The organism is Comamonas sp. MYb396, from assembly GCF_037479555.1.
GTDB lineage: Bacteria > Pseudomonadota > Gammaproteobacteria > Burkholderiales > Burkholderiaceae_C > Comamonas.
Genome location: NZ_JBBGYU010000004.1, coordinates 459,888 through 473,068, shown reverse-complemented (window position 1 = coordinate 473,068; position 13,181 = coordinate 459,888). Strand labels below are relative to the sequence as shown.

Sequence of the window (13,181 nt, the reverse complement as noted above, 5' to 3'; positions counted from 1 at the left end):
TGTCATCTTTGGCCGATTTTTGGAGCGCTGGCCGCGCTCAATAAAAAACCGCAAGGCCGAATGGCACTTGCGGTCCGCGCAGGCCATCAGCCCGTGCTTATTTTTTGAGGCCCTGCAGCTTGGCAAAGGCCGAGGCCATTGCGTTTTGCTGCGCAGGTTGGTTGGCGCGCGCGGGCTGGGTGTAGCCGCCCCGGCCGCCACCGCCCTGGCCCCGGCCAGCCGCTTCAAAGCGGTTGTCACGCGGGCCGTCGCGGCGCGGGGGCGCGGCGTCCAGCTTCATCGTCAGGCTGATGCGCTTGCGCTCCACATCCACTTCCAGCACCTTGACCTTGACGATCTGGCCGGTCTTGACGGCTTCGCGGGCATCTTCGATGAACTTGTAGCTCATCTGGCTGACATGGACCAGGCCATCCTGGTGCACGCCCAGGTCGACAAAGGCGCCAAACTGGGCGACGTTGCTCACGGTGCCTTCCAAGGTCATGCCTTCGCGCAGGTCCTTGATGTCTTCCACGCCTTCGTTGAAGCGGGCCACGACAAAGTCCGGGCGCGGGTCACGGCCGGGCTTTTCCAGCTCGCCCAGAATGTCGGAGATCGTGAGCGCGCCAAACTTTTCGCTGACAAAGCGCTCGGCCTTGAGGCTCTTGAGCACCTCGCCCCGGCCCATCAGCTGGTCCACCGGCTTGCCGGTCGTCGCAATGATCTGCTCGACCACCGCATAGGTTTCCGGGTGCACGCCGGTCATGTCCAGCGGGTTGTCACCACCCCGGATGCGCAAAAAGCCTGCTGCCTGCTCAAAGGTCTTGGCGCCCAGGCCGGCCACATCCATCAGCTGCTTGCGGTTCTTGAACGAGCCATTGGCATCGCGCCAACGCACCACCGACTTGGCCACCGTGCCCGACAGGCCGGAGACACGGCTGAGCAGTGGCGCAGAGGCCGTATTCAGGTCCACGCCCACCGAGTTCACGCAGTCTTCCACCACAGCGTCGAGCTGGCGGGCCAGCTCGCTTTGGTTCACATCATGCTGGTACTGGCCCACGCCAATGCTCTTGGGGTCGATCTTGACCAGCTCGGCCAGCGGATCCTGCAGGCGGCGGGCAATCGATGCCGCTCCGCGCAGGCTGACATCGACATCGGGCATCTCAAGCGCCGCAAATTCGCTGGCCGAGTAGACCGAGGCGCCTGCCTCGCTCACCACCACCTTCTCGATCTTCTTGTCTGCTTTTTCAGCAATGCGGATCAGGTCGGCGGCCAGCTTGTCGGTCTCGCGGCTGGCGGTACCGTTGCCGATTGCGATCAGGTTGATCTGGTGCTTTTCCACCAGGCGTGCCAGCACGGCCAGCGAGCCCTCCCAGTCGCGGCGCGGCTCATGGGGGTAGACGGTGGTGGTGTCCACCAGCTTGCCGGTATGGTCCACCACGGCCACTTTCACGCCAGTGCGGATGCCCGGGTCCAGTCCCAGCACGGCGCGCTGGCCGGCAGGCGCTGCCAGCAGCAGGTCGCGCAGGTTGTCGCCAAACACCTTGATCGCCACTTTTTCGGCGTCTTCGCGCAGGCGGGAGAACAGGTCGCGCTCGGTGGACAGGCTGAGCTTGACCCTCCAGGTCCAGGCCACGCACTTGCGGATCAGGTCGTCGCTGGCGCGCTTGGCATGGCTCCAGCCCAGGTGCAGCGCAATCTTGCCCTCGGCGAGGCTCGGCTGGCCCGGCTCGGGCGCCACGCCAGGCTGCAGCTCGGGCTGCACCAGCTTGGCTTCGAGCACTTCGAGCGCGCGGCCGCGGAACACGGCCAGCGCACGGTGCGATGGCGCGCGGCCAATCGGCTCGTCATAGTCAAAGTAATCGCGGAACTTGGCGACCTCGGGGTCGTTTTCGTTTTTGGCGTCCACCTTCTTGGAGCGCAGCAGGCCTTCGGCCCAGAGCCATTCACGCAGCTTTTGCACCAGCGCCGGGTCTTCGGCCCAGCGCTCGGAGAGGATGTCGCGCACGCCATCAAGCACGGCCAGCGGGGTGGAGAAATCCGGACCGGGCTTGCCATCGTCGAGCACCGTGGCGGGCTTGCAAAAGGCCTGGGCCTCTTGCTGCGGATCGAGGCTCGGGTCGGCAAACAGCTTGTCGGCCAGCGGCTCAATGCCAAACTCCTTGGCGATCTGGCCCTTGGTGCGGCGCTTTTGCTTGAAGGGCAGGTAAATGTCTTCAAGCTCCTGCTTGGTCGGCGCGCGGGCAATGGCCAGGCGCAGCGCATCGGTCAGCTTGCCCTGCTCGTCGATGGCCTTGAGCACTGTCTCGCGCCGGTCCTGCAGCTCCCGCAGATACGTCAGGCGCTCTGCCAAATCCCGCAGCTGGGTGTCATCGAGACCACCGGTGGCTTCCTTGCGGTAGCGGGCAATAAAGGGCACCGTCGCCCCGCTGTCCAGCAATTCCACGGCCGATGTCACCTGCGATTCGGCAACCTTCAGCTCAGCTGCAATCTGCGCAATGATTTTTTGCATGCTCTACGCTCGCTCCAATGCTTCTCTGGCAAAAGAGCCAGTGTGCCATAGCTGCTGGCAGCCACTGGGGATTTGAACAGTTGCCGGATTTGAAAAATGTAATTTTTATAGCGATCGGTAGTGCCTCTACACGGGGGATGCGTGTCGCAGGCGGCCTTCGGCGCCAATCGTCAAACAATGCGAATCGCAGCGCGAGCGATGGCATACTGGGCCGCGATGTCCCCAGAGCCCGATTCGAATTTGGATTTGTTTGGCACCGAGCCCGCGCCGGCTGCTGCTGCTGCGCCCGGCCCGGCTGCGCCGCCCGCTCACGCGCCAGACAGCGAAGTCTCCCCTCCTCCACCCTCCACGCCACCCGCTCCTGCCGCCAAAGCGCGCAGCCGTGCGCAGGCCGTAGGCGCGGCCTACCCCTTGCTGGGTGAGGACTTGGCCCCGGCCATGCCCGCGCTGCTGCGCATGGGCGGCTCATCCTGGTCCTACCCCGGCTGGCAGGGCCTGGTCTGGGACAAGGCCTACAGCGAGCGCATTCTTGCGCAGCGCGGCCTGAACGCCTATGCCGAGCACCCGTTGCTGCGCACCGTCAGCATTGACCGCAGCTTTTACCGTCCGCTGGCAGCGTCCGAGTACGCGGTCTATGCCGCCCAGGTGCCGCCTGATTTTCGCTTTGTCGTCAAGGCGCCGGCGCTCGTCTGCGATGCCCAGGTGCGCAGTGAAGAAGGCCGCGGCAAAGAGCCCAACCCGGCCTTTTTGAATGTGGAGCTGGCCCTCAGCAGCTATGTACGGCCCGCCTGCGAAGGCCTGCTGGACAAGCTGGGCGTGCTGCTGTTCCAGCTCAGTCCCCTGCCGCTGGGCCGGCTGCTGAACCTGCAGCCCACCTTGGCAGCGCTTGCGCAACTGGCGCTGGCCGTGCAGACCGAGCTGGCCGGATTGCCTGCAGAGCGCCGGCCGATTGTGGCTTTTGAAGTGCGCGATGCCGATTGGCTGCGCCCCGACATCGCCCCGCAACTGGCCCAGATTCTGCGCCAGGCCGGTGCCACCTACTGCCTGGGCCTGCACGCCAAGATGCCGCGCATGCCCGAGCAGCTGCCGCTGCTGCGTGCCCTGTGGCCCGGCCCGCTGGTCTGCCGCTGGAATGTGAACCCCGTCTTTGGCCCCTATGGCTATGCCGATGCCGAAAAGCAATTGGCGCCGTTTGACCGCATCCAGCAGCCCGACCCCGCGACGCTGGCCCTGCTGGCGAGCACCTTGGCTGGCGTCTGCGGCAAGGGGCAGCCCGCCTATGTCACCGTCAGCAACGAGGCCGAGGGCTGCGGCCCGCTCAGCATTGTGCGGCTGGCAGAGGCGATTGCCGCACTGAAAAAATCTGAAAACCCCAGCCCGGCCTGATTGCAATCGCTTGCGATGTTTTGCGCAAATTTGCCGCTGCCGCCCCGTTATCTGCGCCTAAGCAGTCTGGTGCAGGCCTATGATGGTTGCCCTGCGGGTGCGCAGCGCAGTGCCATTCCGGGCGACCGCCGCACCCACTCCCCCTTTAGCGATGGAACCCATGCGTTACCGCACTTTGTGCCAATTTGCCAGCCTGGCAGCCGTTTGTGCCGGACTGGCCTCTTCTCTCAGCGCCCAGGCGGCGGAGACCCGTGCCAACCGTTTCACCGTGAGCGACAGCGTCACCAGCGTGCAGCTGTGTGGCAACCGCAACCAGGGCAGCAACAAGGCGGAGCAGCCCTACCGCGTGGTGCAGGGCGAGCAAAACGGCCAGGCCTATTTGTTTGTGCAGTGGATGAACCAGCCCGAAGAAACGCCCCATTGGCGCGGGGTGGCCGCCCATACCCAGGGCTTTGCCGAGATCAATGACGACAACGCCGATCTGGGCTTGCAGGAGTTGCGCTGCAAGGCCCATGGCAAAGGCATTGTGATTACGGCCCAGGTCACCGGCGGCAAGCCCGCGGCCAAGCGCCGCACAATGCAGCTCGAAGTGGGCCCGGCACTGGAGAAATACAGCATCCGCTTCAGCCCGGCGCTCAAGTGATGCGGGCCGGGGCTTGATGCGCCCGGCCCGTTTTTGATGCCTGTCGCTGTGGCCTACTTGCCCGCAGCCGCTGTGCCCAGCGCCTTGTCGCCCTCGAGCTGCTGCGCGCGCTTGGCGTACTTGGCGGCCAACACCCCGCAGACCATCAGCTGCATCTGGTGGAACAGCATCAGCGGCAGCACCATCATGCCCACCGTGCTGCTGGCAAACAGCACCTTGGCCATGGGCACGCCACTGACCAGGCTCTTCTTGCTGCCGCAGAACACGGCGGTGATTTCGTCCTCCTTGCTAAAGCCCAGGCGGCGCGACAGGAACGTGGTGAGGAACAGCGCCAGTGCCAGGATGATGGCGCTGACCACCAAGAGTCCGACCAAGGTGCTGAGCGACACCTGGCGCCAGATGCCCTGCACAACGGCGGCACTGAAAGCGGTGTAGACCACCAGCAGGATGGAGCCCTGGTCCACCACCTTGGTGAGCTTGCCGTGCTTTTTGATGAACGGGCCCACCCAGCGCTGCAGCAGATGGCCGACCGCAAAGGGCAGCATCAGCTGCAGCAGGATCTTGACCACCGCATCGACAAAGGAGCCGCTGGCACCATGGGCGGTGACGAACACGCTCACCAGCAGCGGCGTGATGAACACCCCCAGCAAGGTCGAGGCCGACGCGCTGCAAATGGCCGCCGGGATATTGCCCCGCGCCATCGACACAAAGGCGATCGAGGACTGCACGGTGGACGGCAGCACGCACAGGAACATCACGCCCACATATAGCTCGGGCGAGACCAGGGGTGTGAGCAGCGGCTTGAGCGCCCAGCCCAGGAACGGAAACACGACAAAGGTGCTGCCCACGATAAAGAGGTGCAGCCGCCAGTGCATGATGCCCGCGAGAATCGCCTGGCGCGAGAGCTTGGCGCCATGCAGAAAGAACAGCAAGGCCACGGCCGCGGTCGTCAAGGTCTCAAAGGCACTCGCCACCTGGCCGGTGGCAGGTAAAAAACTGGCCAGCAGCACAGTGGCCACCAGCATCAGGGTGAAGTTGTCGGGACGGAATTTCATGAGCGCCATTGGACGCCGTTCTCAAGCGAAAGTAAAATTAATTTATAAGATTGATTAATGATTTAAAGTCATATATCTCCCAATCATCCGTCCAGCCATGCATGTCAGCCTCCGCCAGCTCCAGGTGTTCCTCTGCGTTGCCCAGTGCCGCAGCTTCAGCCAGACCGGCCAGACCCTGGGCCTGACCCAGTCGGCCGTGAGCCGCGCGATGGTCGAGCTGGAGGGCCAGCTCCATGTGCGGCTGCTGGACCGCACCACGCGCGAAGTGCTGCTGACCGATGCCGGCCAGCTGCTGGCCCAAAAAGCCGCACCCTTGCTGCAAGAGCTGGCCGATACCTTGGCCGAAGTGGCCGATGTCGGTCATGCGGCGCGCGGCCAGGTGCGCATGGCCAGCAGCCCCACCTTGTCTGCCGCGCTGATGCCCGCCTGCATTGCCGCCTGCAACCGCGAGCTGCCGCAGGTCCAGCTGCAGCTGGTCGACCGCCTGCAGCAAGAGGTGCTGGCCCAGGTGCGCAGCGGTGATGTGCATTTTGGGCTGGTCGTGGAGCCGCCCGAGCTGGGTGACCTGGACTGCATCAATCTGCAGCTGGATCCCTTTGTCGCCGTGCTGCCGCCAGGCCATGCGCTGGTGCAGCAGGCGCAGGACGCCACCAGCCTGCGCTGGGACCAGCTGCGCGGCGAAGCGCTGGTGCTGCTCGACCACGCATCGGGCAGCCGCCGATTGATGGACGCTGCGCTGCTGGCCAGCGGTTGCGGCCCCGAGCACAGCCCCGTCGTGCAAGAGGTCGGCCATGTGACCACCGCCTTTCGCATGGTCGAGGCCGGCATTGGCATCAGCATCATGCCGGGCCTGGCCATTCCGGCCCATGGCTTGAGCAGCCTGCAGGTGCGCGATCTGCGGCCCCAGGTGCAAAGGGCCATCATGCTGGTGCGGCGCCGCCAGCGCAGCCTGCCCGCTGCTGCGCAAGCGGTCTGGGATTTGGTCGCCAAGCGTCTGACCACGCTGCCCCCGCAGTAAGAACCTGTTCAAAGTCACTACGCAGCCGCGTTGGAGTGCAATCGGGATGAGTTCGAAGCGATGGTCCGCAGCTTGCACCGGGGTGCAAGCAAGGGCCAGCGCGCAGAAATCGCCCGATTTCACTCCAACCCACAGGGACAGTGGCTTTGCGCTGCCCGGGAAGGGAGCGGTCTGCGTCGTTGCAAATCCTCGCAATAGCTGGGCTATTGCTGCGGTATTGCGCGGCTGGGCGCCCCCCTCGCATCCCATCTCGCAAAGACACTGTCGCGGCGCGAGGAGACTTTGAACAGGTTCTAAGCATGCCGCCTCGATTGCTGGCAATCAGACTACAAAACAGGCCCCGCATGCATGCTAAAAACGGTGGCTTGTGACAACAACCCCTTATTCCAAGGCACCAGGAGAGTTTGCATGATTCAACGCATCCCATCTATCGCCAAACTCGCGGCCGCTGCTGCCGTGGCCGCCGTTTTGAGCGCCTGCGCCACCACCGACCGCGCCACCCCGATTGCCGAGGCGACGATCAACCCGACCGAAGGCAACAACATCAGCGGCTATTTCCGCGTCTACGAGGTCAACCGCGACACCGTGCGCGTGATGGCCCAGGTCAAGGGCCTGGCACCGGGCAGCGAGCATGGCTTCCATGTGCATGAGAACGGCAACTGCTCCTCGCCCGATGCGATGAGCGCTGGCGGCCACTACAACCCGAACGGCCACCAGCATGGCAAGGCCGGCCCACAAGCGCATGTCGGCGATCTGCCCAGCCTGATGGCCGATGCCGCGGGCACCGCCTTCCTGGTCTGGGAGACCAAGGACCTGTCGATTGGCACAGGCAAGCCCAGCGACATCAAGGGCCGCGCCGTGGTGGTGCACAAGGACAAGGACGACTACACCACCCAACCCACCGGCAACTCCGGCGCGCGTCTGGGCTGCGGCGTGATCCAGTAAGCCCCCTGCGCTCCCCCCCAGCCTGTGGCGCCCAGCGGCCCACAGGCTTTTTTGTCGCTGCAGCGCGCCAAAGCGATGCACAATCGGGCCATGAGCGAACTCTCCCACTCCATTGCCGATTTGCGCAAAAGCTATGAACGCGCCGAGCTGAACGATGCAGCCTCCTGCGCCGCACCCATCGACCAGTTCGACCGCTGGATGAACGAGGCCGTTGCCGCGCAGCTGCCCGAGCCCAATGCGATGACGGTGGCCACCGTGGGGGCCGATGCCCGGCCCAGCACCCGCATCGTGCTGATCAAGGGCTATGACGCGCGCGGCATCGTCTGGTACACCAATTACGACAGCCGCAAGGGCCGCGAGATTGCCGGCAACCCGTTTGCCGCGTTGATGTTCCACTGGGTGGAGCTCGAGCGCGTGGTGCGCATCGAGGGGCGCGTGGAGAAGGTCTCGGACGAGGAGAGCGATGCCTACTTCAACAGCCGCCCGCTCGACTCGCGCATTGGTGCCTGGGCCAGCCCGCAAAGCCAGGTGATCGACAGCCGCACCGTGCTGGTGACCAATGCCGCCAAGTATGGCGCGCAGTTCCTGCTCAAGCCCCCCCGCCCGCCGCACTGGGGTGGCTTTCGCCTGGTGCCCGACACCTGGGAGTTCTGGCAGGGCCGCAAGAGCCGGCTGCATGACCGCCTGCGCTACCGCCAGGCAGCGCCCAACAGCGCCGACTGGATCCGCGAACGCCTGGCGCCCTGATACTGATGGCTGCTGCTGCCTATGAGATCCGTTGGATGAACCCGTCCGATGCCAGTGCATTCCAGACCCTGCGCCTGGCGGGCCTGCGCGCATCGCCCAGCGCCTTTGGCTCCAGCTACGAAGAAGAAAAGCACCGAGCTTTGGCGCTGATTGAGGCGCGCCTGGCGCCCAGTGCTGACCAGGGCGTGCTGGGGGCCTTTGCCGGCGCCCATCTGGTGGGCATGCTGGGCATTCGCCGCCAAGATGGCCTCAAGACCCGGCACCGCATGGCCCTGTGGGGCGTGTATGTAGAGCCGGCCTTTCGCGGCCAGGGCATTGCGCAGGCCTTGTTGGCGCAAGCCGTTGCCTTTGCCCGCCAGGTGCCCGGTGCGGTGCAGATCCACCTGAGCGTCAACGCCGCCAATGCCAGCGCGATTCGCCTTTACGAACAGGCGGGCTTCCAAGCCTATGGCACCGAGCCAGCGGCCTTGCTGGTCGATGGCGCGCTGCACGATGAGCTGCTGATGCAGCACCGCTTGCATCCTGCCGCATGGCCTGTGGCCTAAGCCGTATGCAGCAGCTGGGCCAGGCCCAGCAAGATCAGCGGTATCGTCACCAGGGCCAGGCTGGTCGATACCGCGATGCTGGCCGTGACCTCCTCGCGCCCCACTTCATAGCGCTGCGTGAACAAAAACACATTGGCCCCCACCGGCAGCGATGCGGCCGTGGCCAGCACCACCAGCGGCAGGCCGCGCAGCCCCCACAGCCAGCCAATGGCCAGCAGCAGCACCGGGTGCAGCAGCAGTTTGACGGCTGCGATGCGGCTGGCAGGCAGCCAGTAGCGGCCCACTGCGCTGTAGAACAAGGTGATGCCCACGAGCATCAGCGCGATCGGGCCCAGCGCCTGGGCCAGCATCTGCAGCGAGGTATCGATCACCTCGGGCATCTCCAGCCCCGTCTGCGCAAACAGCAGACCGCAGAGGATGGGCAAGGGAATCGGGTGGATGATGCCGTTTTTCAGCGCCCGGCCCACGGTAATCGCCATTGCGCGGTAGCTGCGCGCGCCGCCTTGCGCCGCCTGCTGCTGGTGCATGACGGCCAGCTCGAACACGATGGTGGCCGAGGTCATCAGGATCAGCGCATGGACCGAGACGATGGTGAACAAGGTCACCAGGCCTTCTTGCCCAAACACCATGCCCACCAGCGGCACGCCGATCATGATGTTGTTGCTGAAACAGTGGGCCAGCGCCCGCGCCGCGCCCAAGGTGGTGAAGCCCTGCAGCAGCAAGGTGCTGACAAACAGCAGGCCCGCGGCGCTGAAATAGACCGCAATGGTCTGCAGGTTGAGCTCTTGCACACGCACCGTGCTCATCGTGCGAAACAGCAAGGCCGGCGTGAGAATCAGAAAAACGATATTGGACAGATCGCGCACCGATGCCGCCTTGACCCAGCCCATGCGCCCTGCGCCATACCCCAGTGCAATGAACAGCACCACGGGAATCAAAGACACCATCACCGCCATTGCTGCATCGCCCTTTGTTGATCACACCCGGCGGCGATTATCGCCGCTGCACCGCGCCGGCATCGTCGCCCAGGGGCGCCTTGCCCAAACCGCCGGGAATCCAGAGGACGCATGCAGGGTGCGGGCCGCTCAATGCCGCGCTACAGCACACGCGCTAGAAAAGCTGTGCCCGGCACCGGGTTGATGCTCACCGGCGGCGCATCGACAAAGCCCAGATCCCGGTACAGCGCTTGGGCCGCGACAAATTCCGGCAGCACATCGAGCGCCATGCGCTGGTAACCGGCGGCGCGGGCCTCCTGCAGCATCTGCTCGACCAGACGCCGGCCCAGCTTGAGGCCGCGCGCCGCTGGCCGCACATAGACGCGTTTGAGCTCACAGCATTGGCCATCGACATCGCGCAACGCCGCGCAGCCCACCACCGCATCGCCTTGCCAGGCCAGCAGCAAGCGCCCCTGAGGCGCTGCATATTTGCCGGGCAGTGCCGCCAGCTCGGGCTCATAGTTCTGGAAACCCAGGTCGGCCTGGGGGCTGGCAATGTACTCGCGAAAGATGGCCAGCACCGCCTGCAGATCTTCAGGAAAACGGGCGTGGCGAATGGCTAGATCAGGCATCGGTCGGGATTGGTATCAACAAGTCAGGTCTCAGTCCGGGTGCGACACACCCAGGCGTTCATGCAGGCGTTTGCTGGTGGTCGTGTACTCCAGCAGCAGTTTTTCACCGCGCAGGTACTCTATGGCGGCCATCGCGGCCATCGTCGCTTCGTAAAAGCCGCTCAGAATCAGCTTGCGCTTGCCTGGGTAGCTGACGATATCCCCTGCGGCATAGATACCGACGGCGCTGGTCTGGAAGGTATCGGTAGCCACTTGCAGCTGCTTTTTCTCCAGTGCCAGGTTCCAGTCCAGCAAGGGCCCGAGCTTGGGCGACAGGCCCTGGAACACCCAGAGCTGGTCACAGGCCAGGCGCTGGTCAGCACCGTCAGCATCAACGTAGCCAATGCCCTGCAGGCGCTCGGCGGCCTCGATGGCCTGCGGCATGCCAATGACCACCTCGACCCTGCCGCTGGCCCGCAGCTGCGCCAGGCGCTGCAGCAGCGCATCAGGGGCGTTGAACTGGTCGCGCCGGTGCATCAGCACCAGCTGCGCGGCTTGCAGCCCGGCATGGTCTGCGGCGGCCAGCACGGCCTCGACAGCCGGCTCATCGCCACCATGGATCACAATGCGCGGCGCGGGGTGGCGCGCCAGTACCGGCTCCAGCCAGGCATCATCGAAAGCGGGATGGTAGAAGAGCTGGCTGCCCAACCAGGCCTCCAGCCCGGGCAGGCGCAGCTGCTTGGGCACAAAGGCCCCGACACCGGCGGTCACCACCACGGTACGGGCCAGCAGCCAGCGGGTCTGCAGCCCATCGATGGCCTGCAGCTGCACACGCCAACGGCCATCGCCATGGGGCAGCAGTTGCGCGACCTGGGTCTGGCCATGGAATACGGGATGGAAGGGCTGGATCTGTTGCTGCAGCTGCGCAGCCAGCTCGCGGCCGGTGCACAGAGCAATGCCGGGGATGTCGTAGATGGGTTTGTCGGCATAGAGCGCAATGCACTGGCCGCCCATCTGCGGCAGGCTGTCGCACAACTGGGCTTGCACACCCTGCAAACCCAGCTGGAATGCGGCAAACATGCCCACGGGCCCTGCACCCACAATCAGCGCATCCACCGCCTGCGCCTGGGATTCGTCAAACTCGGAAAAGGCAGTGCTGTCAGCAGGCGTGGGCAAGGTATCAGTCATGCCGCCATGGTAGTGCAGCGCGCATTGCCCTCGCAGCATTGCGCGTTTGCATTGGCGTTGGCGTTCAAGCTAGCGCCTGTGATCTCACTAGACCCGGTCGATACCCCCGCCCAGCGCCTTGTACAGGCTGATGCGGTTGACCTGCTCGGCCTGCATCAAGGTGATCTGGGTTTGCTGGGCCGCGTAGAGGCTGCGCTGCGCATCGAGCACGGTCAGAAAATCGTCGGCCCCGGCCTTGAAGCGGGCCTGCGACAGCTGCAGCACGCGGCTGGCCGCCTGCACCAAGGCCACTTGCGAGTTCAGGCGCCGCTGCATCGTGGCGCGGTCGGCCAGCGCATCGCTCACCTCGCGGAATGCGACCTGGATGGCCTTGTCGTACTGGGCCAGTGCCGCGTCGCGGTTGGCTTGTGCGATATCAAGGTTGGCCTGGTTGCGGCCGCCGTCAAAAATCGGCAAGCGGATCTGCGGCACAAAGCTCCAGGCGCGGTTGCCGCCATCGAACAGACCCGAGAGCGCATCACTGGCAGTGCCGGCATTGGCCGTCAGGCTGATGGTAGGGAAGAAGGCCGCACGCGCCGCGCCAATGCTGGCGTACTGGGCCTGCAGGCTGTGCTCGGCAGCGGCCACATCGGGCCGGGCCAGCAGCACCTGCGACGACAGGCCGGTTGGAACCACGGTCATCGCGGTGGCGACGCCAGGCGCCTTGACCTGCGGCGTTGCGCCGTCGAGCAACTGGCCCGAGCCCGCGCTCTTGACCTCATTGCTGCTGAGCGATGCGCTGGGCGCCGGCGGCAGCATATCTCCCGACACCGGTCCGCCCACCAGCAGCTGCAGCGCATTGCGATCGCGCGCCACCTGCGACTCGTAGGCAGCGACATCGTTGCGGGCGGTCTCGACCGCCGTCTCGTTCTGGGCCAGCACCAGGCCATTGGTGGCGCCCAGCTGGTGCATGCGCTGCACCAGGCCAAAGCCCTGCTCGCGCGTGGCCAGCGTATCGCGTGCCAGTTGCAGGCGCTGCTGGTCGCTGGCCAGGGCCACCCAGGCATTGGCGATATCGGTGATCAGGCCCAGCTGCACGCTGCGGCGGTTTTCTTCGACCAGCAGGTACTGCTGCAAGGCCGCCTCGCTCAGGTTGCGCACCCGGCCCCAAAAATCGAGCTCATAGCTGGCCAGGCCCAGCTGCACGCTGACCTGGTTGGCGACGGAGGATGGCGCCGTCGACGAGCGCAGATCATCTGCCGTGCGGGTGCGGCTGCCCTGGGCATTGGCGTTCAGGCTGGGTAGTTGGTCGGCGCGCTGCACGCCGTATTGCGCACGCGCCTTTTCGATATTGGCGATGGCCACGCGCAGGTCGCGGTTGTTCTGCAGACCCTGCTCGATCAACTGGCGCAGGCCCGCGCTCTCCACCCACTGCTGCCAGGGCAGCAGCTGCAGACTGTCGGCGGCAACGGGTTCAACGACAAAGTCGGCAGGCAAGGTCTGCGCCACGCCGTCGAGCGTGGCGGGCACTGCGGCTGGAGGGCGCTGGTATTGCGGCGCCAGGTTGCAGGCGGACAACAGGCCCGCTGCCAACAGCGACAGCGGCAAACGATAAGCACGGGTCATGGAGAAAGTATCAAA

12 protein-coding genes are annotated in these 13,181 nt (G+C 65.2%); 6 read left to right on the top strand and 6 right to left on the bottom strand.

Translation table 11 applies throughout. The features are described 5' to 3' along the window. Nucleotides 1–97: 97 nt before the first annotated feature. Entirely contained in the window at nucleotides 98–2,488 is a 2,391-nt protein-coding gene (locus tag WH265_RS12480; RefSeq protein ID WP_339558482.1) for a Tex family protein, read from the bottom strand. Nucleotides 2,489–2,704: 216 nt separating this feature from the next. Here WH265_RS12480 and WH265_RS12475 point away from each other — a divergent pair, with 216 nt between their 5' ends. Further along, nucleotides 2,705–3,874: a DUF72 domain-containing protein gene (locus WH265_RS12475; protein ID WP_339558481.1), complete on the top strand. Its 1,170-nt coding sequence runs from the start codon at nucleotides 2,705–2,707 to the stop codon at nucleotides 3,872–3,874. Between the two features lie 151 nt (nucleotides 3,875–4,025). Then, the gene (locus WH265_RS12470) at nucleotides 4,026–4,517 is read left to right on the top strand and encodes a hypothetical protein (RefSeq protein WP_021028406.1); all 492 of its coding nucleotides are present in this window, start codon (nucleotides 4,026–4,028) and stop codon (nucleotides 4,515–4,517) included. Between the two features lie 53 nt (nucleotides 4,518–4,570). Here WH265_RS12470 and WH265_RS12465 read toward each other — a convergent pair whose 3' ends face one another. After that, nucleotides 4,571–5,581, bottom strand: coding sequence for a bile acid:sodium symporter family protein (locus WH265_RS12465; RefSeq protein WP_339558480.1), 1,011 nt, complete (start codon nucleotides 5,579–5,581; stop codon nucleotides 4,571–4,573). 88 nt (nucleotides 5,582–5,669) lie between these two features. Between WH265_RS12465 and WH265_RS12460 the strand changes: the two genes are divergently transcribed. From WH265_RS12460 to WH265_RS12445, 4 genes are all read left to right on the top strand, one after another. Next, a complete protein-coding gene (locus tag WH265_RS12460) occupies nucleotides 5,670–6,590 on the top strand; it encodes a LysR family transcriptional regulator (RefSeq protein WP_021028408.1) in 921 nt (306 codons plus the stop codon). A 408-nt stretch (nucleotides 6,591–6,998) separates the two neighbouring features. Beyond that, a complete protein-coding gene (locus tag WH265_RS12455) occupies nucleotides 6,999–7,535 on the top strand; it encodes a superoxide dismutase family protein (protein ID WP_021028409.1) in 537 nt (178 codons plus the stop codon). 75 nt (nucleotides 7,536–7,610) lie between these two features. Next, complete coding sequence (pdxH, locus tag WH265_RS12450; protein WP_192817000.1) at nucleotides 7,611–8,282, top strand: pyridoxamine 5'-phosphate oxidase; 672 nt, start codon at nucleotides 7,611–7,613, stop codon at nucleotides 8,280–8,282. A gap of 35 nt (nucleotides 8,283–8,317) precedes the next feature. Then, on the top strand, nucleotides 8,318–8,827 hold the full coding sequence (locus WH265_RS12445) for a GNAT family N-acetyltransferase (RefSeq protein WP_339535233.1): 510 nt from the start codon (nucleotides 8,318–8,320) through the stop codon (nucleotides 8,825–8,827). Here the strand turns inward: WH265_RS12445 and WH265_RS12440 are convergent. The 4 genes from WH265_RS12440 to WH265_RS12425 form a co-directional block, all read right to left on the bottom strand. Further along, nucleotides 8,824–9,783: an AEC family transporter gene (locus WH265_RS12440; protein ID WP_445228521.1), complete on the bottom strand. Its 960-nt coding sequence runs from the start codon at nucleotides 9,781–9,783 to the stop codon at nucleotides 8,824–8,826. The genes WH265_RS12445 and WH265_RS12440 overlap by 4 nt on opposite strands. Nucleotides 9,784–9,923: 140 nt before the next feature. Then, complete coding sequence (locus tag WH265_RS12435) at nucleotides 9,924–10,394, bottom strand: GNAT family N-acetyltransferase (protein WP_339535229.1); 471 nt, start codon at nucleotides 10,392–10,394, stop codon at nucleotides 9,924–9,926. A 30-nt stretch (nucleotides 10,395–10,424) separates the two neighbouring features. Beyond that, nucleotides 10,425–11,561 (bottom strand): NAD(P)/FAD-dependent oxidoreductase, encoded by a 1,137-nt coding sequence (locus WH265_RS12430; RefSeq protein WP_339558478.1) that lies wholly within the window; start codon nucleotides 11,559–11,561, stop codon nucleotides 10,425–10,427. A gap of 87 nt (nucleotides 11,562–11,648) precedes the next feature. Beyond that, on the bottom strand, nucleotides 11,649–13,166 hold the full coding sequence (locus WH265_RS12425; protein ID WP_339558500.1) for an efflux transporter outer membrane subunit: 1,518 nt from the start codon (nucleotides 13,164–13,166) through the stop codon (nucleotides 11,649–11,651). Nucleotides 13,167–13,181 lie beyond the last annotated feature (15 nt).

Bases quoted from the DNA above. Each gene is read 5' to 3' on its own strand.
- WH265_RS12465 (WP_339558480.1), bottom strand. From the start codon at position 5,581: ATGGCGCTCATGAAATTCCGTCCCGACAACTTCACCCTGATGCTGGTG.
- WH265_RS12440 (WP_445228521.1), bottom strand. From the start codon at position 9,783: ATGGCGGTGATGGTGTCTTTGATTCCCGTGGTGCTGTTCATTGCACTG.
- WH265_RS12435 (WP_339535229.1), bottom strand. From the start codon at position 10,394: ATGCCTGATCTAGCCATTCGCCACGCCCGTTTTCCTGAAGATCTGCAG.
- WH265_RS12445 (WP_339535233.1), top strand. From the start codon at position 8,318: ATGAACCCGTCCGATGCCAGTGCATTCCAGACCCTGCGCCTGGCGGGC.
- WH265_RS12470 (WP_021028406.1), top strand. From the start codon at position 4,026: ATGGAACCCATGCGTTACCGCACTTTGTGCCAATTTGCCAGCCTGGCA.
- pdxH (WP_192817000.1), top strand. From the start codon at position 7,611: ATGCACAATCGGGCCATGAGCGAACTCTCCCACTCCATTGCCGATTTG.
- WH265_RS12480 (WP_339558482.1), bottom strand. From the start codon at position 2,488: ATGCAAAAAATCATTGCGCAGATTGCAGCTGAGCTGAAGGTTGCCGAA.
- WH265_RS12455 (WP_021028409.1), top strand. From the start codon at position 6,999: ATGATTCAACGCATCCCATCTATCGCCAAACTCGCGGCCGCTGCTGCC.
- WH265_RS12430 (WP_339558478.1), bottom strand. From the start codon at position 11,561: ATGACTGATACCTTGCCCACGCCTGCTGACAGCACTGCCTTTTCCGAG.
- WH265_RS12425 (WP_339558500.1), bottom strand. From the start codon at position 13,166: ATGACCCGTGCTTATCGTTTGCCGCTGTCGCTGTTGGCAGCGGGCCTG.
- WH265_RS12475 (WP_339558481.1), top strand. From the start codon at position 2,705: ATGTCCCCAGAGCCCGATTCGAATTTGGATTTGTTTGGCACCGAGCCC.
- WH265_RS12460 (WP_021028408.1), top strand. From the start codon at position 5,670: ATGCATGTCAGCCTCCGCCAGCTCCAGGTGTTCCTCTGCGTTGCCCAG.